This window comes from Pseudomonas sp. IT-P294 (assembly GCF_949767865.1).
Taxonomy (GTDB): domain Bacteria; phylum Pseudomonadota; class Gammaproteobacteria; order Pseudomonadales; family Pseudomonadaceae; genus Aquipseudomonas.
The window spans coordinates 246,295-269,977 of sequence record NZ_CATKQW010000055.1 but is presented as its reverse complement, the minus strand read 5'-3'; the positions used below and the strand labels follow the sequence as shown (position 1 = coordinate 269,977).

At 60.3% G+C, this 23,683-nt stretch carries 24 protein-coding genes; 21 read left to right on the top strand and 3 right to left on the bottom strand.

Annotated elements, in window-relative coordinates; all coding sequences use genetic code 11:
- Positions 1-65: 65 nt before the first annotated feature.
- On the bottom strand, positions 66-581 hold the full coding sequence (locus tag ACM6I0_RS25680; RefSeq protein ID WP_208669424.1) for a DUF2062 domain-containing protein: 516 nt from the start codon (positions 579-581) through the stop codon (positions 66-68).
- Positions 582-717: 136 nt separating this feature from the next.
- Between ACM6I0_RS25680 and ACM6I0_RS25675 the strand changes: the two genes are divergently transcribed.
- The 12 genes from ACM6I0_RS25675 to ACM6I0_RS25620 all read left to right on the top strand — a co-directional run bounded on the left by ACM6I0_RS25675 (position 718) and on the right by ACM6I0_RS25620 (position 12,179).
- The gene (locus ACM6I0_RS25675) at positions 718-2,952 is read left to right on the top strand and encodes a DNA internalization-related competence protein ComEC/Rec2 (protein ID WP_414923589.1); all 2,235 of its coding nucleotides are present in this window, start codon (positions 718-720) and stop codon (positions 2,950-2,952) included.
- A 98-nt stretch (positions 2,953-3,050) separates the two neighbouring features.
- Positions 3,051-3,689 carry a MotA/TolQ/ExbB proton channel family protein gene (locus ACM6I0_RS25670; protein ID WP_185058243.1) on the top strand — a complete coding sequence of 213 codons (639 nt, stop codon included), beginning with the start codon at positions 3,051-3,053 and terminating at the stop codon, positions 3,687-3,689.
- Positions 3,686-4,114, top strand: coding sequence for an ExbD/TolR family protein (locus ACM6I0_RS25665; RefSeq protein WP_208669422.1), 429 nt, complete (start codon positions 3,686-3,688; stop codon positions 4,112-4,114). The genes ACM6I0_RS25670 and ACM6I0_RS25665 overlap by 4 nt, the downstream gene beginning before the upstream one ends.
- Complete coding sequence (gene lpxK, locus ACM6I0_RS25660) at positions 4,114-5,124, top strand: tetraacyldisaccharide 4'-kinase (RefSeq protein WP_414923588.1); 1,011 nt, start codon at positions 4,114-4,116, stop codon at positions 5,122-5,124. The genes ACM6I0_RS25665 and lpxK overlap by 1 nt, the downstream gene beginning before the upstream one ends.
- A 23-nt stretch (positions 5,125-5,147) precedes the next feature.
- Positions 5,148-5,333 carry a Trm112 family protein gene (locus ACM6I0_RS25655; protein WP_285430404.1) on the top strand — a complete coding sequence of 62 codons (186 nt, stop codon included), beginning with the start codon at positions 5,148-5,150 and terminating at the stop codon, positions 5,331-5,333.
- Complete coding sequence (kdsB, locus tag ACM6I0_RS25650; protein ID WP_285430405.1) at positions 5,330-6,094, top strand: 3-deoxy-manno-octulosonate cytidylyltransferase; 765 nt, start codon at positions 5,330-5,332, stop codon at positions 6,092-6,094. The genes ACM6I0_RS25655 and kdsB overlap by 4 nt, the downstream gene beginning before the upstream one ends.
- Positions 6,094-6,558 carry a low molecular weight protein-tyrosine-phosphatase gene (locus ACM6I0_RS25645; RefSeq protein WP_285430406.1) on the top strand — a complete coding sequence of 155 codons (465 nt, stop codon included), beginning with the start codon at positions 6,094-6,096 and terminating at the stop codon, positions 6,556-6,558. The genes kdsB and ACM6I0_RS25645 overlap by 1 nt, the downstream gene beginning before the upstream one ends.
- Positions 6,555-7,574, top strand: a complete 1,020-nt coding sequence (murB, locus tag ACM6I0_RS25640; RefSeq protein WP_414923587.1) for a UDP-N-acetylmuramate dehydrogenase — start codon at positions 6,555-6,557, stop codon at positions 7,572-7,574. The genes ACM6I0_RS25645 and murB overlap by 4 nt, the downstream gene beginning before the upstream one ends.
- A 246-nt stretch (positions 7,575-7,820) precedes the next feature.
- Positions 7,821-8,291: a (2Fe-2S)-binding protein gene (locus ACM6I0_RS25635; RefSeq protein WP_222587998.1), complete on the top strand. Its 471-nt coding sequence runs from the start codon at positions 7,821-7,823 to the stop codon at positions 8,289-8,291.
- The gene (locus tag ACM6I0_RS25630) at positions 8,288-10,609 is read left to right on the top strand and encodes a molybdopterin cofactor-binding domain-containing protein (RefSeq protein WP_414923586.1); all 2,322 of its coding nucleotides are present in this window, start codon (positions 8,288-8,290) and stop codon (positions 10,607-10,609) included. The genes ACM6I0_RS25635 and ACM6I0_RS25630 overlap by 4 nt, the downstream gene beginning before the upstream one ends.
- Entirely contained in the window at positions 10,609-11,592 is a 984-nt protein-coding gene (locus ACM6I0_RS25625; RefSeq protein ID WP_414923585.1) for an XdhC family protein, read from the top strand. The genes ACM6I0_RS25630 and ACM6I0_RS25625 overlap by 1 nt, the downstream gene beginning before the upstream one ends.
- On the top strand, positions 11,589-12,179 hold the full coding sequence (locus tag ACM6I0_RS25620; RefSeq protein WP_414923584.1) for a nucleotidyltransferase family protein: 591 nt from the start codon (positions 11,589-11,591) through the stop codon (positions 12,177-12,179). Before ACM6I0_RS25625 ends, ACM6I0_RS25620 begins: the two co-directional genes overlap by 4 nt.
- Before the next feature lie 187 nt (positions 12,180-12,366).
- Here ACM6I0_RS25620 and rne read toward each other — a convergent pair whose 3' ends face one another.
- Positions 12,367-15,588, bottom strand: coding sequence for a ribonuclease E (rne, locus tag ACM6I0_RS25615; protein ID WP_414923583.1), 3,222 nt, complete (start codon positions 15,586-15,588; stop codon positions 12,367-12,369).
- Between the two features lie 700 nt (positions 15,589-16,288).
- Here rne and rluC point away from each other — a divergent pair.
- Genes rluC through ACM6I0_RS25600 form a run of 3 tightly spaced genes read left to right on the top strand, consistent with a single transcriptional unit; the run spans position 16,289 to position 18,914 of the window.
- Complete coding sequence (gene rluC, locus ACM6I0_RS25610) at positions 16,289-17,251, top strand: 23S rRNA pseudouridine(955/2504/2580) synthase RluC (RefSeq protein WP_414923582.1); 963 nt, start codon at positions 16,289-16,291, stop codon at positions 17,249-17,251.
- Positions 17,238-17,900, top strand: coding sequence for an HAD-IA family hydrolase (locus ACM6I0_RS25605; protein ID WP_414923581.1), 663 nt, complete (start codon positions 17,238-17,240; stop codon positions 17,898-17,900). The genes rluC and ACM6I0_RS25605 overlap by 14 nt, the downstream gene beginning before the upstream one ends.
- A 24-nt stretch (positions 17,901-17,924) precedes the next feature.
- Positions 17,925-18,914, top strand: coding sequence for a S49 family peptidase (locus ACM6I0_RS25600; RefSeq protein ID WP_414923580.1), 990 nt, complete (start codon positions 17,925-17,927; stop codon positions 18,912-18,914).
- A 71-nt stretch (positions 18,915-18,985) separates the two neighbouring features.
- Here the strand turns inward: ACM6I0_RS25600 and ACM6I0_RS25595 are convergent, their stop codons facing one another.
- Positions 18,986-19,564 (bottom strand): Maf family protein, encoded by a 579-nt coding sequence (locus ACM6I0_RS25595; protein ID WP_414923579.1) that lies wholly within the window; start codon positions 19,562-19,564, stop codon positions 18,986-18,988.
- A 106-nt stretch (positions 19,565-19,670) separates the two neighbouring features.
- On the opposite strand from ACM6I0_RS25595, the gene ACM6I0_RS25590 reads away from it, so the two are divergent.
- The 6 genes from ACM6I0_RS25590 (at position 19,671) to acpP (ending at position 23,661) form a co-directional block, all read left to right on the top strand.
- Positions 19,671-20,198, top strand: coding sequence for a YceD family protein (locus ACM6I0_RS25590; protein ID WP_004371317.1), 528 nt, complete (start codon positions 19,671-19,673; stop codon positions 20,196-20,198).
- Between the two features lie 13 nt (positions 20,199-20,211).
- Complete coding sequence (gene rpmF / locus ACM6I0_RS25585; RefSeq protein ID WP_008152339.1) at positions 20,212-20,394, top strand: 50S ribosomal protein L32; 183 nt, start codon at positions 20,212-20,214, stop codon at positions 20,392-20,394.
- A 4-nt stretch (positions 20,395-20,398) separates the two neighbouring features.
- Entirely contained in the window at positions 20,399-21,409 is a 1,011-nt protein-coding gene (gene plsX, locus ACM6I0_RS25580) for a phosphate acyltransferase PlsX (RefSeq protein WP_090186770.1), read from the top strand.
- 125 nt (positions 21,410-21,534) lie between these two features.
- Positions 21,535-22,473 carry an ACP S-malonyltransferase gene (fabD, locus tag ACM6I0_RS25575; protein ID WP_222587989.1) on the top strand — a complete coding sequence of 313 codons (939 nt, stop codon included), beginning with the start codon at positions 21,535-21,537 and terminating at the stop codon, positions 22,471-22,473.
- 16 nt (positions 22,474-22,489) lie between these two features.
- Positions 22,490-23,233 (top strand): 3-oxoacyl-ACP reductase FabG, encoded by a 744-nt coding sequence (gene fabG, locus ACM6I0_RS25570; RefSeq protein WP_090186765.1) that lies wholly within the window; start codon positions 22,490-22,492, stop codon positions 23,231-23,233.
- Positions 23,234-23,424: 191 nt separating this feature from the next.
- Positions 23,425-23,661 (top strand): acyl carrier protein, encoded by a 237-nt coding sequence (acpP, locus tag ACM6I0_RS25565; protein WP_003442511.1) that lies wholly within the window; start codon positions 23,425-23,427, stop codon positions 23,659-23,661.
- Positions 23,662-23,683 lie beyond the last annotated feature (22 nt).

The following is a 23,683-nucleotide window of genomic DNA, read 5'->3' as shown; positions in this document are numbered from 1 at the left end:
AGACCGAGTCGCCCCTTTCGCGGGCACAAAAAAACGGCCTCCCAAGTGGAGGCCGTTTTGCATGTCTACATCCGGTTTTTCTTGCGCCGCGTCCATTGCCGCGCAACCCACCAACGCCAATACAGCATGGTCAGGCAATAGGCGAGGGCGCCCAGCACCAGCCCTGTCACCACGGATCCGAGCAGGAACGGTTGCCACAGCGTCGATAGCTCACCGCTGATCCATTCCCAGGTCAACTCGTCCGGCAAATGCCTGGCGGGAACGTCCATCAACCACGCCCCGGTCTGATAGGTGCAGAAAAACACCGCCGGCATGGTGATCGGGTTGGTCAGCCAGACCAGGCTCACGGCAATCGGCATGTTGCCGCGCACCATGATGGCGAGGATGGCGGCTACCAGCATCTGCAACGGAATCGGCAGAAAGGCCGCAAACAAACCCACCGCCATGGCCCGTGCAACCGAGTGACGGTTGAGGTGCCAGAGGTTCGGGTCATGCAGCAGGGTGCCGAGAAAGCGTAAGGATTTGTGTTCCCTGATGCTGGTCGGGTCTGGCATGTAACGTTTGAATAAGCGCCGGGGCATAAGGCTTCTCGGTCGGTTAAGGCGGCAAGTATGTCTGGATTCTATGAGCCGCCCATTCAGACTTTGTGACAATTAATAACCGTGCCTCTGCGATCCGCCCGCTATGACTAGGGAGGGGACTCTCAAGGACGGGCTTATGCGCACAGGGATGATGGCGCTGGCGACGGGTTTGCTGGCGTTGCGTTTTTTACCGGAATTACCGCCGGTCTGGGTTTGGATGTTGCTGCCTGTTGTCGGGCTGATGCTGCTGCCGTTTCACACTTACGCATTGGCGTTCTTTATGTTCGGCTTCAGTTGGGCATGCGCGAGTGCACAGTGGGCGCTGGATGATCGTCTGCCGCTGAAGCTTGATGGTGAGACGCGCTGGGTCGAAGGGCGGGTGACGGGTTTGCCGCAGAATGCCGACGGTGTGGTGCGTTTTGAACTGTCGGACAGTCAATCGCGACGCACCCGGCTGCCCAGGCATTTACGCCTGGCCTGGTACGACGGCCCCGCCGTCAATGCCGGCGAACAGTGGCGGCTGGCGGTCAAGTTGAAGCGTCCCGCCGGGCTGCTCAATCCGCATGCGTTCGACTACGACGCCTGGTTGCTGGCGCAACGCATCGGTGCCACCGGGACGGTCAAGGCCGGTCAAAAGCTTGCCGATGCTCAATGGGCCTGGCGTGACAGCATTCGTCAACGCCTGCAGGCGGTGGATGCCCAGGGTCGAACGGGGGCGCTGACAGCTCTGGTGCTGGGGGATGGCGCCGGGTTGAGTCGCGAGGATTGGCAAGTTCTGCAAGACACCGGCACCGTGCATCTGTTGGTGATTTCCGGGCAACACATCGGGTTACTGGCGGGATTGGTGTATCTGCTGATCGCCGGGCTGGCCCGTTATGGCTTGTGGCCGAATCGTTTGCCCTGGCTGCCATGGGCGTGCGCGCTGGCGTTCGCGGCTGCGCTCGGGTACGGGCTGCTGGCCGGTTTCGAGGTGCCGGTGCGGCGCGCGTGCGTGATGATCGGCCTGATGCTGTTGTGGCGGCTGCGGTTTCGTCACCTCGGTGCCTGGTGGCCGTTATTGCTGGCGCTCGACGCGGTGTTGCTGATGGACCCGCTGGCCAGCCTGCAACCGGGTTTCTGGTTGTCTTTCGCCGCAGTGGCTGTGCTGGTCTTCACTTTTGGTGGACGGCTGGGCCCTTGGCAATGGTGGCAGACCTGGACCCGTGCGCAATGGCTGATCGCGATCGGCCTGTGTCCGTTGCTGCTGGTGCTCGGCTTACCGATCAGCATCAGTGGCCCGTTGGTCAACTTGCTGGCGGTGCCCTGGATCAGTCTGGTTGTGTTGCCACCGGCCTTGCTGGGCACGCTGCTCTTGCCAGTGCCTTATGTGGGCGAGGGGCTCCTGTGGTTGGCGGGTGGTCTGATTGACTGGCTGTTCAAGGGGCTGGCGTTGATGGCGGACCGGTTGCCCGCGTGGGTGCCGGTCGCCATCCCTTTGTGGAGTTGGGCGCTTGGCACGCTCGGGGCCATTTTTCTCTTGCTGCCCAAAGGCGTGCCGATGCGACCGCTGGGTTGGCCGTTGCTGTTGCTGCTGGTTTTTTCACCTCAAGAACGGGTGTCCGACGGCTTGGCCGAAATCTGGCAACTGGATGTCGGCCAAGGGTTGGCCATTCTCGTGCGCACGCGTCATCACACTTTGCTGTACGACACCGGCCCGCGTTTCGGCGATTTCGACCAGGGGGCGCGGGTGGTGCTGCCGTCGTTACGCAAACTGGGCGTGGACGGGCTCGATCTGATGCTCATCAGTCACCCCGACGCCGATCACGCCGGCGGCGCACGCGCGGTGGCCAACGGATTGCCGGTGACCCGGGTCCTCGGCGGCGATCATCAGGCGCTGCCGGCCGAGTTACAGGCCGAAGCCTGTGAAAGCGGTCGGCAATGGACCTGGGATGGCGTGAACTTCCAGCTCTGGCAATGGGCATCCGCCAGCGACAGCAATCAGAAATCCTGCGTCTTGCAGATCGAAGCCAACGGTGAGCGATTGCTGTTGACCGGTGATATAGATGTCGCTGCCGAACGGGCGCTGCTCGACAGTCCACTCGCCGTGCCCACCGATTGGCTGCAATCACCGCACCACGGCAGCCGCAGTTCGTCGTCAATGGCGCTACTGGCCGTGCTTGAACCCCATACAGTGCTGATCTCCCGTGGCCAGGGCAATTCCTTTGGTCATCCGCATCCCACGGTCATGGCGCGCTATCAAAAACGTGGCATGGCGATCTATGACAGCGCCGACCACGGCGCCATTCGTCTGCAACTCGGACGCTTCAAACCGCCCTGGTCGATGCGTCTGCAACGGCGTTTCTGGCGTGATTCGCCGCCGCTTACCCAATAACCCGCAGTTATTACAGACCGACCGGATGCGACATCACGGTCTTCGGTGCATCCACCCCCTATGTTAGAGTGGCGCACTTTTTCGAGGGGACTGTCACTGTGTGGGAATTGGTCAAATCCGGCGGCTGGATGATGCTGCCGATCATTCTGAGTTCCATCGCGGCCATGGCAATCGTCGCCGAGCGTCTCTGGACCCTGCGTGCCAGCCGTGTAACCCCGGAGCATCTGCTCGGGCAGGTCTGGGTGTGGATCAAGGACAAGCAACTCAATAAAGAAAAGCTCAAGGAACTGCGCGCCAACTCACCGTTGGGCGAGATCCTGGCGGCGGGCCTCGCCAACTCCAAGCATGGTCGCGAGATCATGAAAGAGTGCATCGAAGAAGCTGCTGCGCGGGTGATTCACGAGCTCGAACGCTACATCAATGCGCTGGGCACCATCGCCGCCATGGCCCCTTTGCTGGGGTTGCTGGGCACGGTGCTGGGCATGATCGATATTTTCAGTTCGTTCATGGGCACGGGCATGACCACCAATGCCGCAGTGCTGGCCGGCGGTATTTCCAAAGCCCTGATCACCACGGCTTCGGGCCTGATCGTCGGTATCCCGTCTGTCTTCTTCCACCGGTTCCTGCAACGGCGCATCGATGAGCTGGTGGTGGGGATGGAGCAGGAAGCGATCAAACTGGTCGAGGTCGTGCAGGGTGACCGTGACGTGGACCTGTCCGAGGGCAAAAAAGCGTGAAATTCCGCCGCAAGCAACGGGAGAACGTGGACATAAATCTCGTGTCGCTGATCGACGTAGTGTTTGTCCTGCTACTTTTTTTCGTTGTGACCACCACCTTTACCCGTGAAACCCAGCTACGTGTCGAGTTGCCGGAAGCGGTCAGCGGTTCGCCGGCAGAAGATCAGCAGATCAAGCAACTGGATATCGCCATCAATGCCGAAGGCGCGTTCTCGGTGAACAATCAGGTGTTGCAGAAAAACGATCTGGCAACCCTGATGGACGCGTTGCAAAAAGAGTCCAATGGCGACACCAACCTGCCGCTGTCCATCAGCGCTGACGGCAAGACCCAGCATCAATCCGTCATCACCGCCATGGACGCTGCCGGCAAGCTCGGTTTCAGCCACTTGCGCATGACCACGGTCGAGGCGGCGCCCGCGCCCTGATGGCCATGTCCGATCGGTTGCTCGCCGCGTGGTACGAAGGTCATCCGGCCCTGAAGCTGTTACAGCCACTGGAGTGGCTGTATCGGCGCGTGGTCATGAACAAGCGCAAACGCTTTCTGGCGGGTGAGGGCGAGATCTATCAGCCGCCGGTGCCGTTGATCGTGGTCGGAAACATCACGGTCGGCGGCACCGGCAAGACCCCCCTGATTTTGTGGATGATCGAACATTGCCAGCGCAGTGGCCTGCGGGTCGGTGTGGTCAGCCGGGGTTACGGTGCCAAGCCGCCGCAGCTGCCGTGGCGCGTCGAGGCGGATCAAGCCGCCGAAATGGCCGGCGACGAGCCGCTGTTGATCGTCCAGCGCACGGGTGTGCCGTTGATGATCGACCCGGACCGCAGCAGCGCCGTCAAGGCTCTGCTGGCGAGCGAACCGCTGGACCTGATTCTCTCCGATGACGGTATGCAGCATTACCGCCTGGCTCGCGATCTTGAGCTGGTGCTGATCGACGCCGCGCGTGGCCTGGGCAATCGCCGTTGCCTGCCCGCCGGGCCGTTGCGCGAGCCGGTCGAGCGTCTGCAAAGCGTCGATGCGGTGCTGTACAACGGCGCGGCCGATGATCGCGAGAATGGTTTTGCCTTCCAGCTGCGACCCACCGAATTGATCAATCTGCACAGCGGCGAACGGCGTCCTCTGGACCACTTCCCCGCAGGCCAGGCGCTGCACGCCGTGGCCGGGATCGGCAATCCCCAGCGTTTCTTCAAAACCCTCGAAACGCTACACTGGCAGCCAATCCCGCATGCGTTTGCCGACCACGCCGAATACAGCGTGCAGGCCTTGAATTTCAAACCGTCATTGCCAGTGGTGATGACTGAAAAGGACGCGGTGAAGTGCCGTGCCTTCGCCGCGACCGACTGGTGGTACCTGGCGGTCGATGCTGCGCCATCGCCGGCTTTCGTGGCCTGGTTCGATACGCAGCTGATGCGCCTGTTGCCGGATCGTCTTCTGCCTTAACCGTTTTTTTCCAGGGAATGTTCATGGACACCAAATTGCTCGATATCCTCGCTTGCCCGGTCTGCAAAGGCCCCCTCAAGCTCAGCGCCGACAAAAAGGAGCTGATCAGCAAGGGCGCAGGTCTGGCCTACCCGATTCGTGACGGTATTCCGGTCATGCTCGAAACTGAAGCCCGCACCCTGACCACCGAAGAGCGCCTGGATAAATGACCACAGCCTTTACTGTTGTCATTCCATCGCGTTATGCCTCGACCCGCCTGCCGGGCAAACCGCTGCTGTTGATCGCCGGCAAGCCGATGATTCAGCACGTCTGGGAGCAGGCGAGCAAAAGCAGTGCCCAGCGGGTCGTGGTCGCCACGGATGATGCGCGCATCGTCGAGGCCTGCAACGCCTTTGGTGCGGAAGTGGTGTTGACCCGTGAAGATCATAATTCCGGCACCGACCGTCTGGCCGAAGTGGCGGCGAAACTGGGCCTGGCGCCTGACGCCATTGTGGTCAACGTTCAGGGTGACGAGCCGTTGATCCCGCCGAGTGTGATCGATCAGGTCGCGGCCAACCTGGCGGCGCACACCGAAGCGCGCATGGCCACGTTGGCCGAGCCGATCGAAGACGTTGAAACCCTGTTCAATCCCAATGTGGTCAAGGTCGTCAGCGACCTCAATGGCCTGGCGTTGACCTTCAGTCGCGCCACGTTGCCGTGGGCCCGGGATGCATTCGCCAAAACACGCGAGCAATTGCCGCACGGCGTGCCGTATCGCCGCCACATCGGCATCTATGCCTACCGCGCCGGTTTCCTGCATGACTTCGTCAGCTGGGGCCCATGCTGGCTGGAAAACACCGAATCCCTGGAACAGCTGCGTGCGCTGTGGCACGGCGTGCGAATTCACGTCGCCGATGCGCTGATCGCACCGCCAACCGGTGTTGATACCGTCGAAGACCTTGAGCGCGTTCGTCGCCTGCTGGAGGCCTGATGCGCGTTTTGTTCGTGTGCCTGGGCAACATCTGCCGGTCTCCCACGGCCGAAGGTGTGCTGCGCCATAAACTGCGTGAAGCAGGGCTGGCCGATCAGATCGAAGTCGCTTCCGCCGGCACCGGCGACTGGCATGTCGGCAAGGCGCCGGACAAACGCAGCCAGGCGGCCGCAAAGCTGCGTGGTTACGACCTGTCGGCCCAGCGCGCCCAGCAAGTGACCCGCGCTGATTTCGCCGCCTACGACTTGATCCTGGCCATGGACAACAGCAACCTGCGCCACCTCAAGGCCCTGCAACCGGCAACGGGCAAGGCCGAATTGGACCTGTTCCTGCGACGCTATCAATCGGAACTCGATGAAGTGCCGGATCCCTATTACGACGGCGACCAGGGTTTCGAACAGGTGCTGGACCTGATCGAGCGCGCCAGTGATTTGCTGGTGATCGAATTGAAGGGGCGGTTATGAGTTTGCAGGTTCGACCTCAGGTTTCGCTCAAGCCGTTCAACAGCTTTGGTGTCGACGTCAAGGCGCGGTTGTTTGCCGAGGCGCACAGCGATGCCGATGTGCGCGACGCCCTGGCCTATGCGACAGCGCATGACGTGCCACTGTTGGTCATCGGCGGTGGCAGCAACCTGCTGCTGACGGCCGATATCCCGGCGCTGGTGCTGCGCATGACCACGCGCGGGATTCGAATCCTGAGCGATGATGGCAACAAAGTCGTCATCGAAGCCGAGGCCGGCGAGCCCTGGCACCCGTTTGTGCAACACACCCTGGCGCAGGGTTTGGCGGGGCTTGAAAACCTCAGCCTGATCCCCGGCACCGTGGGCGCGGCACCGATGCAAAACATCGGCGCTTATGGTGTCGAGATCAAGGATGTTTTCGCCGGCCTGACCGCGCTGGATCGCCAGAGCGGCGAGCTGCGGGACTTCACCTTGGCGCAGTGCAACTTCGCCTATCGCGACAGCGTGTTCAAACAGGAGCCGGGACGCTGGTTGATCCTGCGCGTACGTTTCACCCTGGACCGCGCCGCACACCTGCACCTGGAATACGGCCCGGTTCGCCAGCGCCTGACCGAGCAAGGCATCGATCATCCGACCGCTACCGATGTCAGTCTGGCGATCTGCAGCATTCGCAACGAAAAGCTCCCGGACCCGGCCGTGCTGGGTAATGCCGGCAGCTTTTTCAAGAATCCTCTGGTGCCGGCCGCGTTGGTCGCACAGCTCAAAATCGAATACCCGGACCTGGTGGCCTACGCGCAGCCCGACGGGCAGATGAAACTGGCGGCGGGTTGGTTGATCGAGCGAGCGGGCTGGAAAGGGTTTCGAGACGGGGATGCCGGCGTACACAAGTTGCAGGCTCTGGTGCTGGTCAACTACGGCACTGCCACCGGCCTGCAATTGCTGAGCCTGGCGCAGCACATTCAGCAAGACATTTCAGAACGATTCAAGGTCGATCTGGAAATGGAGCCAAACCAGTATTGAAGCTACGCTTCTATGACTGATTTCAGAGCCCTGCACACCTTCAAATGTGCAGGGCTTTTTTGTTAATGCTGAGTTAACTTAGCCACCTAACGATGCAAGCATTTGCTCCATCAAAGGCCCGATGCAGACCTTCCCGTCCGCATAAGAGAGCCTCATTAGCCTGAGTCGATCTGCGTAATGCCAACCGCCAACCCCAGGCGGCAGATTGCTCGACCCCATAACCTGAATAAATATGCGGGCGTGCCCATGATTACCCTGAAACTCAATGGTCAAGACCATCAACTCGACGTCACCGAGGACATGCCGCTGCTCTGGGCAATCCGCGATGTGGCCGGCTACAACGGCACCAAGTTTGGCTGCGGCATGGGCCTGTGCGGCGCCTGCACCATTCATATCGACGGCGCTCCGGCGCGCAGTTGCATCACGCCGATCGGTTCGGTGGTCGGCCAGAACGTCACCACCATCGATAACTTGCACGTCGACCCGGTCGGGCAAGTCGTGCAACAGGCCTGGCTCGACACCGCCGTGGCCCAATGTGGTTTCTGTCAGGGCGGGCAAATCATGTCGGCCACCGCGCTGCTCAAGACTCATCCGAACCCCAGCGACGAACAGATTGAAGAGGCGATGGTCGGCAATATTTGCCGCTGCGGCACCTACAACCGTATCAAGACCGCCATCCGCCAGGCATCCACTCACCTGAAGGAGGCCAAGGCATGAGCCAGTTGCCGAATGATTTTGCGCTGAGCAACCTCAGTCGCCGTGGTTTCCTTAAAGGTGTCGGTGCGACTGGTGCATTGGTGCTGGTGGCGAGCTGGGGCTGGCAAGACGCTTTCGCCGAAGAAAAAGAGAAGAAATTCGGCGCCGACGGCATGCCCAATGGCTGGATCGACGATCCCAAGGTTTACGTCAGCATCGCCGCTGACGGCATGGTGACCGTCGTCTGCAACCGTTCGGAAATGGGCCAGGGCGTGCGCACCAGCCTGACCATGGTGGTGGCCGATGAACTGGACGCCGACTGGGCGATGATGAAAGTGCAGCAGGCGCCGGGCGACGAAGTGCGCTTCGGCAACCAGGACACCGACGGCTCACGCAGCATGCGTCACTGGTACGAACCGATGCGCCGCTGCGGTGCTGCCGCGCGGACCATGCTGGAGCAGGCCGCCGCCGATCAGTGGAAAGTGCCGGTCGGCGAGTGCCATGCGCAACTGCATAAAGTGCTTCACCAACCCACCGGCCGCGAACTGGGTTATGGCGCCCTGGCCGCCGCTGCGGGTGCGCTGGACGTGCCGGCTCGCGACAGTCTGCGACTCAAGCAGCCATCGGAATTTCGCTACATCGGCAAAGAGGGCACCAAGGCCATCGACGGCGCCGACATCGTCAATGGCCGTGCCGTTTACGGTGCCGATGTGCATTTCGACGGCATGCTCTACGCCACGATTGCCCGTCCGGCGGTCTATGGCGGCACGGTTAAATCCGTCGATTCCAGCGCTGCGCTGAAAGTCCCGGGGGTGATCAAGGTCATTCAGATCGAAGGCCGTCCGCTGCCGTCAGAATTCCAGCCATTGGGTGGCGTGGCCGTCGTGGCCAGCAATACCTGGGCCGCGATCAAGGGCCGCGAAGCGCTGAAAATCGAGTGGGATGACGGTCCCAACGCCAGTTATGACTCGATTGCCTACCGCAAGGAGTTGGAAGCCGCGTCCCTGCAACCCGGCAAAGTGGTGCGCAATACCGGCAACATCGACGAGGCCATGAAAGGCGCCAGCAGCACCGTCGAAGCGTCCTACTACCTGCCACACCTGGCACAGGCGCCAATGGAGCCGATGGTCGCCATCGCCCGCTTCAAGGATGGCGTGTGCGAAGCCTGGGGGCCGAGCCAGGCGCCGCAAGTCACCCGCGAGCGCATCGGCGAACGCCTGGGCATTCCCTTCGATAACGTCACCTTTAACGTGACCCTGCTGGGCGGCGGTTTCGGTCGCAAGTCCAAACCGGATTTCATCATCGAGGCGGCCATTCTCGCCAAGGAATTCCCGGGCAAGGCTGTGCGTGTGCAATGGACCCGTGAAGACGACATCCATTGCTCCTACTTCCACACCGTGTCGGCCGAATACCTGAAAGCCAGCCTGAACAAGGACGGCCTGCCTTCCTGTTGGCTGCACCGCACCGTCGCGCCGAGCATCACGGCGCTGTTCGCGCCGGGGATGAACCACGAAGCGGCGTTCGAGTTGGGCATGGGGTTCACCAACATGGCCTATGCCATTCCCAACGTGCGCCTGGAAAACCCGGAAGCCGCGATCCACACCCGGGTCGGCTGGTATCGCTCGGTATCGAACATTCCTCACGGCTTTGCGATTCAGAGCTTCGTCGATGAGCTGGCGTACAAGGCAAAGCAGGATCCGCTCAAGTACCAGATCAAATTGCTCGGTCCGGACCGCCAGATCGATCCGCGCACGTTGAGTGAAGAGTGGAACTACGGCGAGTCGCCCGAGCGTTACCCGATCGACACCGCCCGGATGCGCACGGTGTTGGAAACCGCTGCCAAGGCGGCTGGCTGGGGCCGTGAAATGCCCAAGGGCCGAGGTTTGGGGCTGGCGGTGCATTACAGCTTTGTCACTTACGTGGCAGCGGTCATCGAGGTCGAGGTCAAGGACGATGGCACGTTGATCGTGCATAAAGCCGACATCGCCGTGGATTGCGGTCCGCAAATCAACCCGGAGCGGATTCGCTCTCAGTTTGAAGGCGCCTGCGTCATGGGCCTGGGCAATGCGGTGCTGGGTGAAATCAGCTTCAAGGACGGCAAGGTCCAGCAGGACAACTTCCACATGTACGAAGTGGCGCGCATGTCCCTGGCGCCGAAGGAAGTCGCCGTGCATCTGGTGACACCTCCAGGCGTGGTACCGCTGGGCGGTGTCGGTGAGCCAGGCGTGCCACCGATTGCGCCGGCGCTGTGCAACGCGATCTTCGCGGCGACCGGCAAACGCATCCGTACGCTACCGGTTCGCTATCAGCTGCAAGGTTGGCAGAAGGCTCAAGCCTGATGGACAGCGCAGATCTGAACGTCCTGCGCAGCGTCCTCGAATGGCGCCGTGCCGGTCAGCGGGTGGTGTTGTTCAGCGTGGTCCAGACCTGGGGCACCGCGCCCCGGGCACCTGGCGCCATGCTGGCGTTGCGTGAAGACGGCGTGGTGATCGGTTCAGTGTCCGGTGGTTGTGTCGAGGATGATCTGATAGCGCGGCTGCACGACGGACGGATTGCGACTGACGGGCCGCCCGTGCAATTGATCACCTACGGCGTCACCCGCGAGGAAGCTGCGCGGTTTGGTTTGCCGTGTGGCGGCACGTTACGCCTGACCGAAGAGCGCGTGGGCGATCCGGAATGGGTGGCGCAGTTGCTGGCGCGTTGCGAGGCGCATGAAATCGTTGCCCGCACACTTGATCTTGAGACGGGCGAAGTGGCTTTACAGCCGGCGAACAAAAGCGATGTGCTGACGTTTGATGGCAAGACGCTGCGGGCCATCTACGGTCCTCGTTGGCGGCTATTGCTGATCGGCGCAGGGCAGCTGTCCCGGTACGTCGCCGAGATGGCGCGGTTGCTGGATTTCGAAGTGCTGATCTGCGATCCGCGCAGCGAGTTCGTCTACGGGTGGGAAGAGCAGCACGGGCGTTTCGTCCCGGGCATGCCGGATGAAGCGGTGCTGACGATCCAGACCGATGAGCGCACGGCCATCGTCGCCCTGACCCACGATCCGCGTCTGGATGACATGGCGCTGCTGACAGCACTGGACTCCAAGGCTTTCTATGTCGGTGCACTCGGCTCACGGGTCAACAGCCTCAAGCGTCGGGATAACCTGGCTCAGCTAGGCTTGTCGCCACAGGCCATCGACCGGCTGCACGGCCCGATTGGGTTGCACATCGGCAGCCACAGCCCGGCGGAAATCGCCTTGTCGCTGTTGGCCGAAATTGTGGCGATCAAGAATGGCGTCGAACTCAAGCAGAAGAAGCCGTTGCAGGAGGTCGTATGAGTGAATCCATCGGCATCATTGTCCTGGCGGCGGGACAGGGCAGTCGTTTCAGGCAGGTGGCGGGGGCGGATAAGGACAAGTTGCTGGCTGATTGCACGGGGCGAGACGGCGCGGTTCGCTCCGTCATCGAGCAAGTCCTGGTGAACCTGCCTGCTTCGCGGGGGAGGCGCGTGCTGGTGACCACCGAAGATCGTCCCCAGGTGATACGCATGGCTCAGGCGTACGGCTTCGAGATTGTATTGATCGAGTCTGCCGGGATGGGCGACAGCATTGCTGCCGGGGTGACGGCGTGTCCGGAGCTTGATGGCTGGTTGATTGTGCTGGGGGATATGCCGTTTATCCAGCCGTCGAGTATTGATCAGGTGCTGACAGGGATAGCTGACGATTGCGTCAGTGTTCCGGTGCATGAGGGCAAGTTTGGGCATCCAGTGGGGTTTGGTCGCCGCTTTGGTCCGGGGTTGATGGCGTTGTCCGGCGATCACGGTGCCAAGCCGTTGTTTGCGCAGGGCAGGGTGGTCGAGGTGGTCGTGGATGATCCCGGGGTGTTGTGGGATGTGGATGTCCCGGAGAAATTGATCTTCAAGTAGCGCCAGCACAAATTCCCTGTGGGAGCGAGCTCGCTCGCGATTGCTGTTTTACATTCAACATTTATGCAAGCTGATCCTCCGCCATCGCGAGCAAGCTCGCTCCCACATTGGATTCTGGTGATTTACGAACAGGTATAAAAAAGCCCCGCCTGGATTACCAGGCGGGGCTTTTTAGTGGCCGATGGAATCAGACGAGAGGTTTAGGCTCGTGTTCTTTTTCCAGGGCTTGTTCGTGTTGCTCTACCGCTTCCTGTACGGAGCGTGGTGCCTCTTCGATGACCGATTCGGCAGCAGGTGCCGATTCGATCACTTCAGCTGCAACCGGTGCAGGTTCGGAAGCCGGAGCCGCTTCAGCCGGAGCAGCAGCGGCAGCCAGTTCGGCTTCCTTCTTCAGACGCTCTTCTTCACGCTTGCGACGACGCACTTCACGCGGGTCGTTGGGCGCACGACCGCTCGGGGTCAGGGCGCTGACAGGGGCAGCTTCGACTTGCGGCGCAACCACTTCAGCCACAACCGGCGCTTCCACGACCGGAGCAGGCTCGGCGGCAGCAACCACTGGCTCGGAGACTATCGCTTCAGCAACCGGGGCTTGCGCAACAGGTGCTGGAGCTTCGACAGCTACCGGCTCGGCAACCCAGTTGAACGCGGTTTGTTCTTCGCGAACTTCACGAACAGCTTCGGTTACGGTTTCGCTGGAGGTTTCGACAGCTGGCTCGGCGGCAAACACTGGTTCGGCGACAGCGGCAGCTTCAACCACAGGCTGTGCTTCTTCGCGAACCGGAGCCACTTCGATTTCCGGCGCGGCGGTGGCTTCGACCGGAGTCGTTGCTTCAACCACAGGTGCTTCAACCGCAGCTGTTTCCAGAGTAGCGGCAGTGGCGCGTTCGGCTTGCTCGTGGGCTTGTGCTTCAGCCGGAGCGCTGATCACGGTGCTGGCAACGGCTGCGGTAACAGCCAGGCCGGCGGCCAGATCGGAAGTGCTTGGCGCTTCGTTGCGTTCAGCAGCTTCGTTACCTTCACCGGCTTCGGACTCTTCCGAACCTTCGATCACGTTGCCGTTGGCATCACGCTGACGCTCGCGACGGTTGCTGCGACGACGCTGGCCACGGGAGCGGCGGCGTGGACGATCGCCTTCGGCGCCTTCCTGACCGTCTTCCTGCAGTTGCTCTTCGTTGGTCACCAGTTCTTCTTCGGCAACGGCAGCCGCTTGCTCGGCACGTGGCTGACGTTCTTCACGCGGTGGGCGTGGAGCGCGTTCTTCACGTGGCTGGCGAGCTGGACGCTCTTCAGCGGTAACGGCAGCAGTCGCGACGGCGGCAGCGACAGCTGGAGTGGCATCCAGAGGCTCACGCAGTTCACGAACCGGACGCTCTTCGCGGTCGCCTCGTGGCTTGCGATCTTCGCGTGGAGCGCGCGGGGCACGTTCTTCACGAGGGGCGCGTGGTGCGCGCTCTTCACGAGGTGCGCGTTCTTCGCGAGCAACAACCGGCGTTTCTTCACGAGCTTCACGTGGCTCACGTGGTGCACGTTCTTCGCGCGGTGCACGTTCTTCACGAGGCTTGCGTTCTTCATCGCGGCGACCGTTACGGTTGCGGCTCTGCTGACGACCGTTGCGACGCTCTTCGTTGCGGGCCGGACGCTCGGTGGTCGCTGGTTTTTCAACCACAACCGGAGCTACGGGCTCTTCCTTGGTCGCGAACAGGCTGACCAACGACTTCACCAGGCCCTTGAACAGGCTTGGCTCTGGCGCGGCGACCGGTGCAGCCACTGGCGCAGGAGCAACGACTTCGGTCGGAACCGGAGCGTTGGCGCGGGCCGGAGCGGTCTTGACCGCAGCTTCCTGGCGAACCAGGGTGCGGGTCGCGGCGGCTGGCTGGACTTCTTCGACTTCGGCAGCGGCAGCAGCGATTTCGTAGCTGGACTGGCCGACCGCGGCTTCCGGGCTGTCATCGCGCAGACGCTGAACTTCGAAGTGCGGCGTTTCGAGGTGGTCGTTCGGCAGGATGACGATGCGGGCACGGGTGCGCAGTTCGATCTTGGTGATCGAGTTGCGTTTTTCGTTGAGCAGGAACGCAGCGACCGGGATCGGCACTTGGGCGCGAACTTCGGCGGTACGGTCTTTCAGGGCTTCTTCTTCGATCAGGCGCAGGATCGCCAGCGACAGCGATTCAACGTCACGGATGATGCCGGTGCCGTTGCAACGCGGGCAGACGATGCCGCTGCTTTCGCCAAGCGATGGACGCAGGCGTTGACGGGACATTTCCAGCAGGCCGAAGCGCGAGATGCGACCGACTTGTACGCGAGCGCGGTCGGCTTCCAGGCATTCGCGGACTTTCTCTTCCACGGCGCGCTGGTTCTTGGCAGGGGTCATGTCGATGAAGTCGATGACGATCAGGCCGCCGATGTCGCGCAAGCGCAACTGACGGGCAATTTCTTCGGCGGCTTCAAGGTTGGTCTGCAGGGCGGTTTCTTCGATGTCGCTGCCTTTAGTGGCGCGCGCCGAGTTGATGTCGATGGACACCAGGGCTTCGGTCGGATCGATAACGATGGAACCACCGGAAGGCAGTTCGACGACGCGCTGGAAAGCGGTCTCGATCTGGCTTTCGATCTGGAAACGGTTGAACAGCGGAACGCTGTCTTCGTACAGCTTGATCTTGCTGGCGTACTGCGGCATCACCTGACGGATGAAGGTCAGGGCTTCGTCCTGGGCTTCAACGCTGTCGATCAGCACTTCGCCGATGTCCTGGCGCAGGTAATCGCGGATGGCGCGGATGATCACGTTGCTTTCCTGATAGATCAGGAACGGCGCGGAGCGATCCAGCGAGGCTTCTTTGATGGCGGTCCACAGTTGCAGCAGGTAATCGAGGTCCCACTGCATTTCTTCGCTGCTACGGCCAAGGCCGGCAGTGCGCACGATCAGACCCATGTCAGCCGGGGCAACCAGGCCGTTCAGGGCTTCACGCAGTTCGTTGCGCTCTTCACCTTCGATGCGACGGGAAATACCGCCGGCACGCGGGTTGTTCGGCATCAGCACCAGGTAACGACCGGCCAGGCTGATGAAGGTGGTCAGGGCGGCGCCCTTGTTGCCACGTTCTTCTTTTTCGACCTGAACGATGACTTCCTGGCCTTCGCTCAGGACGTCCTTGATGTTGACGCGGCCTTCAGGGGCTTTCTTGAAGTATTCGCGGGAGATTTCTTTGAGGGGCAGGAAGCCATGGCGCTCAGAGCCGAAATCGACAAAGGCAGCCTCAAGGCTTGGTTCGATGCGAGTAATCCGGCCTTTATAGATGTTGGCCTTTTTCTGCTCGCGTGCACCGGATTCGATGTCCAGGTCGTAGAGGCGTTGGCCATCTACCAGTGCAACACGCAACTCTTCGGGTTGAGTTGCGTTAATCAGCATTCTTTTCATGTAGTACCGTCGGTTTCCGGGCTGCCGGAAACGGCGTTCGGCACACACGACTTCTCATGGTCGGTGTCAGGTGCGTCGGGAGTGGTTGGCCATTCCCGTGTCCAGCGATGTCTGGCCAATTGGGCCGTTATCGCGACGTACGCGTCCTGCTTGCTGTGGCTACTTAAGCACTCAGTCAGGAGGAGGAATCAACCAGCGGCTGTGGACGAGATGAAGCGTCTTGATAAAGCCTATTGCTACACAGTCCAGCGGTTGTGCATCTCCACCCTACACGTATCCCTGATAATTCGGGTGCTGCCGCGCGCAGAATCCGCAGCGGGTTGGCATTTACCGTGAGCTCCGAAGGGGGAGGTCACGCATCATGGCTAATTTAGGCGGTGTTTCCGAAGCGTTCGCTCGGGGTCGTTCGTCGCTGACTGCACTTTGTGAACTGGCCGTGAATATTGGCTCGCAAGGCGAGTGAAAACTCTGCTTTGCCGCTTGATTCAGGCCTCATGTCACCTGCGCTCGTTACAGCTGCAAACTCCACCGTTACGTAGCGAAAGCCCCGTAGGACGGCCTTGCGTCCTGGTGAATTGCGTTGGTCAGGGCCGGTTTTTGACCGTTAGTCCGCTGTCCAGGCCGCTTTTGGCGGCGTTCGCGACTATAGCAGCAATGATTAAGTGCTTCAATTCCATAAAAAATTGTTATCATCCGCGACATGACGACTACTGCCCCTTCGACCCCAGCCGTACAACTGCTGGAGGTCTCGCCGGAATATGCCGGCCAACGTATTGATAACTTCCTTCTCGCTCGGCTCAAAGGCGTGCCCAAGACCTTGATTTACCGCATTTTGCGCAAAGGCGAAGTGCGAGTGAACAAAGGTCGGATCAAGCCCGAATACAAGCTGCAGGCGGGCGATATCGTGCGCGTGCCGCCTGTTCGCGTGCCTGAGCGCGACGAGCCTGTCCCGCTGGCCCAGGGCCTGCTGCAGCGCCTTGAGGCGTCGATTGTCTTCGAGGACAAGGCGCTGATCGTGATCAACAAGCCTCCCGGCATCGCTGTTCACGGCGGTAGTGGCCTGACTTATGGCGTGATTGAAGCCTTTCGTCAGTTGCGTCCCGATTGCAAGGAGCTCGAGCTGGTTCACCGTCTCGACCGTGATACCTCCGGCCTGTTGATGATCGCCAAGAAGCGCAGCATGTTGCGCCACTTGCACACGGCCTTGCGCGGCGACGGTGTCGACAAGCGCTATATGGCGCTGGTTCGCGGTAACTGGGCGACATCGATCAAGCAAGTCCGGGCGTCGCTCGGCAAGAGCAATCTGCGCTCCGGCGAGCGTATGGTCGAGGTCGACGAGGAGGAGGGCAAGGAGTCCGTGACCGTGTTCAAGGTCCTGCGTCGCTTCGGTGACTTTGCCACCATGGTCGAAGCCAGGCCGATCACCGGTCGGACTCACCAGATTCGCGTTCACACCTTGCACGCCGGACACTGCATCGCGGGCGATACCAAGTATGGCGATGAAGCGTTCAGCAAGGAGATTCGCGACCTGGGCGGCAAGCGCCTGTTCCTGCACGCCTACATGCTGACCGTGCCGCTGCCCGATGGTGGTGAGCTGAAGTTGCAGGCGCCTGTCGATGAAATGTGGGCCAAGACCGTGGAGCGCCTGAGTGCACCCCTCTGATTACAAGCTGCTGATTTTCGATTGGGACGGCACGCTCGCTGACTCCATTGGTCGGATTGTCGAGGCGATGCATGTCGCCTCCGAACGGTCCGGATTTCAGTTGCGCGATGATTTTGCCGTCAAAGGCATTATTGGCCTGGGCTTGCCTGAGGCCATTCGCACCTTGTATCCCGACATTGGCGATGCTGAACTCGTGGCGTTCCGTCAGCACTATGCCGATCATTACATCGCCTCCGAGGCCGTGCCTTCACCGCTGTTCGAGGGTGTGGTGGAGTCGATGGAGGCGTTTCGCGCCGAGGGTTATCATTTGGCCGTGGCGACGGGCAAGGCGCGTCGCGGGCTGGATCGGGTGCTCAAGTCTCACGGTTGGGAAGATTATTTCGATATCACCCGCGCCGCTGACGAAACCGCCAGCAAGCCCCATCCGCTGATGCTCGAGCAGATTCTGGCGCATTGCAGCGTTCGCCCGGAGCAGGCGCTGATGGTCGGCGATTCTTCGTTTGATCTGCAGATGGCGCGTAACGCCGGTATGGATTCGGTGGCGGTCAGCTATGGCGCGCAATCGATCGAGGCGCTGAAGGTGTTCGAGCCGGCACTGGCCATTGACCATTTTTCAGAATTGCATGCCTGGCTGAGTCAGCGGGCTTAATCGTTTTTTGCTGGGGTAGATGTCATGACCGACGAATGGAAAGCGCCCGCCAAGGCGAGCGCGGAGAGCGGTGACGAGAAAAGCTGGAAGCTGCTGGAAAAAACCTTGCTGGCCAGTGTGCAGGAGCAGCGCCGGTCTCGTCGCTGGGGGATTTTCTTCAAATTGCTGACCTTTGTTTACCTGTTTGGCGCGCTGGTCCTGTTCACGCCGCTGATGGACATGGAAAAAAGCGCCACTCGCGGGTCCCATTACACCGCATTGATCGACGTGACCGGCATGATTGCCGACAAGGAGCCGGCCAGCGCTGACAACATCGTCGGCAGCTTGCGTGCGGCGTTCGAGGACGAAAAGGTCAAGGGCGTAATCCTGCGCATCAACAGTCCGGGCGGCAGTCCGGTGCAGTCGGGTTACGTGTACGACGAAATCGTCCGTTTGCGCGGTCTGCACCCGGATACCAAGGTGTATGCGGTGATTTCGGACCTGGGTGCGTCTGGTGCCTACTACATCGCCAGTGCGGCAGATCAGATCTACGCCGATAAGGCGAGTCTGGTGGGTTCCATTGGTGTGACGGCGGCCGGGTACGGTTTTGTCGGCACCATGGAGAAGCTTGGTGTTGAGCGTCGGACCTATACGTCGGGGGAGCACAAATCGTTCCTCGACCCGTTCCAGCCGCAGAAACCCGAAGAAACCCAGTTCTGGCAGGGCGTGCTTGATACGACTCACCAGCAGTTCATCAACAGCGTCAAGAAAGGGCGCGGGGATCGCATCAAGGATAAGGAACATCCAGAGCTGTTCTCCGGTCTGGTCTGGAATGGCGAGCAGGCGTTGCCGCTGGGCCTGATCGATGGTCTGGGCAATGCCAGTTCGGTTGCGCGCGATGTGATTGGCGAGAAGGAGTTAGTGGATTTCACCGTTCAGGAGTCGCCGTTCGACCGCTTCTCGAAAAAACTCGGTGCCAGCGTTGCCGAGCAATTGGCGATGTGGATGGGCTTTCACGGTCCATCGCTGCGCTGATCCTCTGCGGCATAAAAAAAACCGGCCTTCATGGCCGGTTTTTTACATTCGCGCGGTCTGTTTTGCGGTGCTCAGGGTATTTGCACACCTTCGGCCAGCAGCATGTCGATCAGGCGAATCAGCGGCAGGCCTATCAGGCTGGTGGCGTCAGGGCCTTCGGTGCTTTGAAACAGGCTGACCCCTAAACCTTCGGCCTTGAAGCTGCCAGCGCAGTCGTAGGGCTGTTCGGCGCGCAGATAGCGTTCTATGCGCACCGGGTCGAGAGTGCGCATGTGAACGGTGAAGGGTACACAGTCGACCTGGCAATCGCCGGTCTGGCTGTTGAGCAGCGCCAGGCCGGTGAGGAAGGTGACACTGGCACCGCTCGAAGCCAGCAGTTGTTCGCGGGCTTTATCGAAGGTGTGGGGTTTGCCGATAATCCTGTCGCCGAGTACGGCGACCTGGTCGGAACCGATAATCAGGTGATCGGGGTGGCTGTCGGCAAGCGCCAGGGCTTTCTCTTTGGCGAGGCGCTTGACCAGATCAATGGCAGGCTCGTCCGGACGATGGCTTTCGTCGATGTCCGGTGAGCTGCAAGTGAACGGCAGCTGCAGGCGGGCCAGCAATTCCCGGCGATACACCGAGCTTGAAGCGAGTAATAAAGGCAGCATGCGCATCTCCAAAGGGCAGGTGCGAATTCTAGCGGAGGCGTGCAAGTGACGGACAGGGCTGAATTTCCTTTGACATGGCTGGGGGCATCCCTATAATGCTGCGCCTATGTTGAATGACCCGATTCCACCTCACGTTGACCCGCGCAAATTGGCTGATCGTGGCACCACCCTTCAAGGTGAATTGCTGCTAGCCGATTTGGAGAGACTCTGCGACCCGCTTTCCGATACTGTCGGTACGGTGCAGGCTAAATTCGTTTTTGAACGAGATGAACGTAAATCTGTGGTAATTCACAGCTTTATCGACACCGAAGTCAAAATGGTTTGCCAGCGTTGTCTTGAGCTGGTCACCCTGCCGATCCATAGCGAATGCAGTTATGCTGTGGTGAAGGAGGGTGCGAATACCCAGTCGTTGCCGAAAGGTTATGACGTGCTGGAACTGGGCGAAGATCCATTGGATCTGCAGTCACTGATCGAGGAGGAGCTTTTGCTCGCCTTGCCCATTGTGCCTGCTCATCATCCGGAAGAATGCCAGCAGCCGGCGGGTCTCGATGAGCCCGAACCGAGCGAGGACGAGGTAACGCGGTCCAACCCGTTCAGTGTATTGGCGCAGTTAAAGCGTGACCCAAACGTTTAGGAGTTAATCAATTATGGCTGTTCAGCAGAACAAAAAATCCCGCTCTGCCCGTGACATGCGTCGTTCGCACGACGCCCTGACGGCAAGCACTCTGTCTGTAGAAAAAACCACCGGTGAAATTCACCTGCGTCACCACGTATCGCCAGAAGGCGTATACCGTGGCCGTAAAGTGATCGACAAGGGCGCTGACGAGTAATCACTTGTCTGCTCAAGTCATCGCGATTGACGCAATGGGCGGGGACTTCGGTCCCCGCAGCATTGTTCAGGCCAGCCTTGCTTGTCTGTCTGCTACGCCCTCGCTGCACCTGACCCTCGTCGGTCAACCGTCCCTTCTTGAAGAACTGCTCTCTGGCCAATCGGCTGTGGATCGCGCGCGCCTGTCGATTGCTCCGGCATCCGAAGTCATCACCATGGACGAAAAGCCTGCCCAGGCACTGCGTGGCAAGCCCGATTCGTCGATGCGTGTGGCGCTCGAGTTGTTGCGCGATGGCAAGGTCCAGGCGTGTGTCAGTGCCGGCAATACCGGCGCGCTGATGGCGTTGTCGCGGTTTGTGCTCAAGACATTGCCGGGCATCGATCGTCCGGCGATGGTGGCGGCAATTCCGACGCAGAAGGGTTATTGCCAGTTGCTCGACCTGGGCGCCAACGTCGATTGCAGCGCCGAGCACTTGTTGCAGTTTGCGGTGATGGGCTCGGTGGCGGCAGAAACCCTGGGCATCGTTCGTCCGCGCGTGGCGTTGCTGAACATCGGTACCGAAGACATCAAGGGCAATCAACAGGTCAAGCTGGCCGCGACTTTGTTGCAGAGCGCTCGCGGTATCAACTACATCGGCTTTGTCGAAGGTGACGGTTTGTACCGGGGCGAGGCGGACGTGGTGGTGTGTGACGGCTTTGTCGGCAATATCCTGCTCAAGTCCAGCGAAGGCCTGGCGACCATGATTGCCGGGCGTATCGAGGCCTTGTTCAAGAAAAACCTCGCCTCAAAAATGGTCGGCGCGCTGGCGCTGCCGCTGATGAAGCGCCTGCAAGCCGATCTGGCGCCTGCGCGGCATAACGGCGCCAGTTTCCTCGGGTTGCAGGGGATTGTCGTGAAGAGCCATGGTTCTGCTGGCGTTCAGGGGTTTCAAAGTGCGATACAGCGTGCGGTGATCGAGATCCAGGAAAACCTGCCGGAGCGTATTCACGGCCGTCTGGAGGATTTGTTGCTTTAGGCGTTTTCGTCGGACAATGCTTAAATGTGACTGCTCAGTTCAATTGGCCATCCAACTGTCAGTTTCTTGCGTCCCCAAGGTGGGGCGTCAATTCTCCGACGACAAGATCATTAGGGGCTCGTTACATGTCTGCTTCCCTCGCATTCGTCTTTCCAGGACAGGGTTCGCAGTCCCTCGGCATGCTGGCCGAGTTGGGCGCGCAACATCCGATTGTCCTCGAAACATTTAAAGAAGCTTCCGATGCTCTGGGTTACGACCTGTGGGCACTGACCCAGCAAGGGCCGGAAGAGCAACTCAATCAAACCGATAAAACCCAGCCGGCCATTCTGACCGCCTCGATTGCCTTGTGGCGTCTGTGGCTGGCTGAAGGCGGCGCGCGTCCGGCTTACGTTGCCGGTCACAGTCTGGGTGAGTACAGCGCACTGGTTGCCGCGGGCAGCCTGACGCTAGGCGATGCCGTCAAACTGGTTGAGCGTCGTGGTCAACTGATGCAGGAAGCCGTTCCGGCCGGGCAGGGTGGCATGGCCGCTATCCTCGGTCTGGACGATGCTGATGTGCTGGCCGCCTGTGCTGAAGCGGCACAAGGCGAAGTGGTCAGCGCGGTGAACTTCAACTCCCCGGGCCAGGTTGTTATTGCCGGTGCCAAGGCGGCGGTCGAGCGCGCCATTGAAGGCTGCAAGGCCCGTGGTGCCAAGCGCGCCATGCCATTGCCAGTGAGCGTGCCATCTCACTGCGAGCTGATGCGTCCGGCAGCCGAGCGCTTCGCCGAGTCGATCGCTGCGATCGACTGGCAGGCGCCGCAGATCCCTGTGGTACAGAACGTCAGCGCCGGCGTGCCGGCCGATCTGGAAACCCTCAAGCGCGATCTGCTCGAGCAGCTCTACAAGCCTGTGCGCTGGGTCGAATCGGTCCAGGCACTGGCCGCCAAGGGCGCGACCCAACTGGTCGAGTGCGGTCCTGGCAAAGTATTAGCCGGCTTGAACAAACGTTGCGCCGAAGGCGTGTCGACATCCAATCTTAATACCCCAGACGCTTTCGCTGCCGCCCGTGCAGCGTTGGCCTGAATCAGGAGAAACTTGCATGAGTCTGCAAGGTAAAGTTGCATTGGTCACCGGTGCGAGCCGCGGTATCGGCCAGGCCATTGCCCTGGAGCTGGGTCGTCAAGGTGCCATCGTTGTGGGTACTGCGACTTCCGCTTCTGGCGCCGAGCGTATTGCCGCCACCCTGAAAGAAAATGGTATTCAAGGCACTGGCATGGAACTCAATGTCACCAGCGACGAATCCGTTGCGGCGGTGCTGGCGAGCATTTCTGCGCAGTTTGGTGCGCCGGCGATCCTGGTCAATAATGCCGGTATCACCCGCGATAATCTGATGATGCGCATGAAAGATGACGAATGGCATGACGTCGTCGATACCAACTTGAACAGTCTGTTCCGCCTGTCCAAGGGCGTTTTGCGCGGTATGACCAAAGCCCGTTGGGGACGAATTATCAGTATTGGTTCGGTTGTGGGTGCCATGGGCAACGCAGGCCAAGTAAACTACGCAGCCGCCAAGGCCGGTCTGGAAGGTTTCAGTCGTGCACTGGCGCGTGAAGTCGGTTCGCGTTCGATTACGGTAAACTCGGTGGCCCCAGGGTTCATCGACACCGATATGACCCGTGAACTGCCTGAGGCACAGCGTGAAGCCTTGCAGACGCAGATTCCGCTGGGTCGTCTGGGACAAGCTCAAGAGATCGCGTCTGTGGTCGCTTTTCTTGCATCCGACGGTGCGGCTTACGTTACTGGGGCTACAATCCCGGTGAACGGCGGGATGTACATGAGTTAAATGTGACGGATTGCTTCAAAAAAATGTCATACGAGCTGTCTAAAATCCGTTATAAAGCTGCAATCTATTTATAGGCAGAGGGCCGCCGGGTTTGAGGAGTGAAGCTTTCAGTTGAAATGCTGAAAAGTCTTTCTATACACTTACCCACTGGCCAGCTGCCTGAATTTGTCCATTAGGAGTGAAAACAAGGTATGAGCACCATCGAAGAGCGCGTCAAGAAAATCGTTGCCGAGCAACTGGGCGTTAAAGAAGAAGAAGTGGTCAACACTGCTTCCTTCGTTGAAGACCTGGGTGCTGACTCCCTTGACACCGTTGAGCTGGTGATGGCTCTGGAAGAGGAATTCGAGACCGAAATCCCTGACGAAGAAGCTGAGAAGATCACTACAGTACAAGCCGCAATCGATTACGTTACTAACCACCAGGCTTAATAGCTTGTAATCGTTGCTAGCT

Coding starts and splice junctions, on each gene's coding strand:
- ACM6I0_RS25680 (WP_208669424.1), bottom strand. CDS start 581: ATGCCCCGGCGCTTATTCAAACGTTACATGCCAGACCCGACCAGCATC.
- ACM6I0_RS25675 (WP_414923589.1), top strand. CDS start 718: ATGCGCACAGGGATGATGGCGCTGGCGACGGGTTTGCTGGCGTTGCGT.
- lpxK (WP_414923588.1), top strand. CDS start 4,114: ATGGCCATGTCCGATCGGTTGCTCGCCGCGTGGTACGAAGGTCATCCG.
- ACM6I0_RS25655 (WP_285430404.1), top strand. CDS start 5,148: ATGGACACCAAATTGCTCGATATCCTCGCTTGCCCGGTCTGCAAAGGC.
- kdsB (WP_285430405.1), top strand. CDS start 5,330: ATGACCACAGCCTTTACTGTTGTCATTCCATCGCGTTATGCCTCGACC.
- ACM6I0_RS25645 (WP_285430406.1), top strand. CDS start 6,094: ATGCGCGTTTTGTTCGTGTGCCTGGGCAACATCTGCCGGTCTCCCACG.
- murB (WP_414923587.1), top strand. CDS start 6,555: ATGAGTTTGCAGGTTCGACCTCAGGTTTCGCTCAAGCCGTTCAACAGC.
- ACM6I0_RS25635 (WP_222587998.1), top strand. CDS start 7,821: ATGATTACCCTGAAACTCAATGGTCAAGACCATCAACTCGACGTCACC.
- ACM6I0_RS25630 (WP_414923586.1), top strand. CDS start 8,288: ATGAGCCAGTTGCCGAATGATTTTGCGCTGAGCAACCTCAGTCGCCGT.
- ACM6I0_RS25625 (WP_414923585.1), top strand. CDS start 10,609: ATGGACAGCGCAGATCTGAACGTCCTGCGCAGCGTCCTCGAATGGCGC.
- ACM6I0_RS25620 (WP_414923584.1), top strand. CDS start 11,589: ATGAGTGAATCCATCGGCATCATTGTCCTGGCGGCGGGACAGGGCAGT.
- rne (WP_414923583.1), bottom strand. CDS start 15,588: ATGAAAAGAATGCTGATTAACGCAACTCAACCCGAAGAGTTGCGTGTT.
- rluC (WP_414923582.1), top strand. CDS start 16,289: ATGACGACTACTGCCCCTTCGACCCCAGCCGTACAACTGCTGGAGGTC.
- ACM6I0_RS25600 (WP_414923580.1), top strand. CDS start 17,925: ATGACCGACGAATGGAAAGCGCCCGCCAAGGCGAGCGCGGAGAGCGGT.
- ACM6I0_RS25595 (WP_414923579.1), bottom strand. CDS start 19,564: ATGCTGCCTTTATTACTCGCTTCAAGCTCGGTGTATCGCCGGGAATTG.
- ACM6I0_RS25590 (WP_004371317.1), top strand. CDS start 19,671: ATGTTGAATGACCCGATTCCACCTCACGTTGACCCGCGCAAATTGGCT.
- rpmF (WP_008152339.1), top strand. CDS start 20,212: ATGGCTGTTCAGCAGAACAAAAAATCCCGCTCTGCCCGTGACATGCGT.
- fabD (WP_222587989.1), top strand. CDS start 21,535: ATGTCTGCTTCCCTCGCATTCGTCTTTCCAGGACAGGGTTCGCAGTCC.
- fabG (WP_090186765.1), top strand. CDS start 22,490: ATGAGTCTGCAAGGTAAAGTTGCATTGGTCACCGGTGCGAGCCGCGGT.
- acpP (WP_003442511.1), top strand. CDS start 23,425: ATGAGCACCATCGAAGAGCGCGTCAAGAAAATCGTTGCCGAGCAACTG.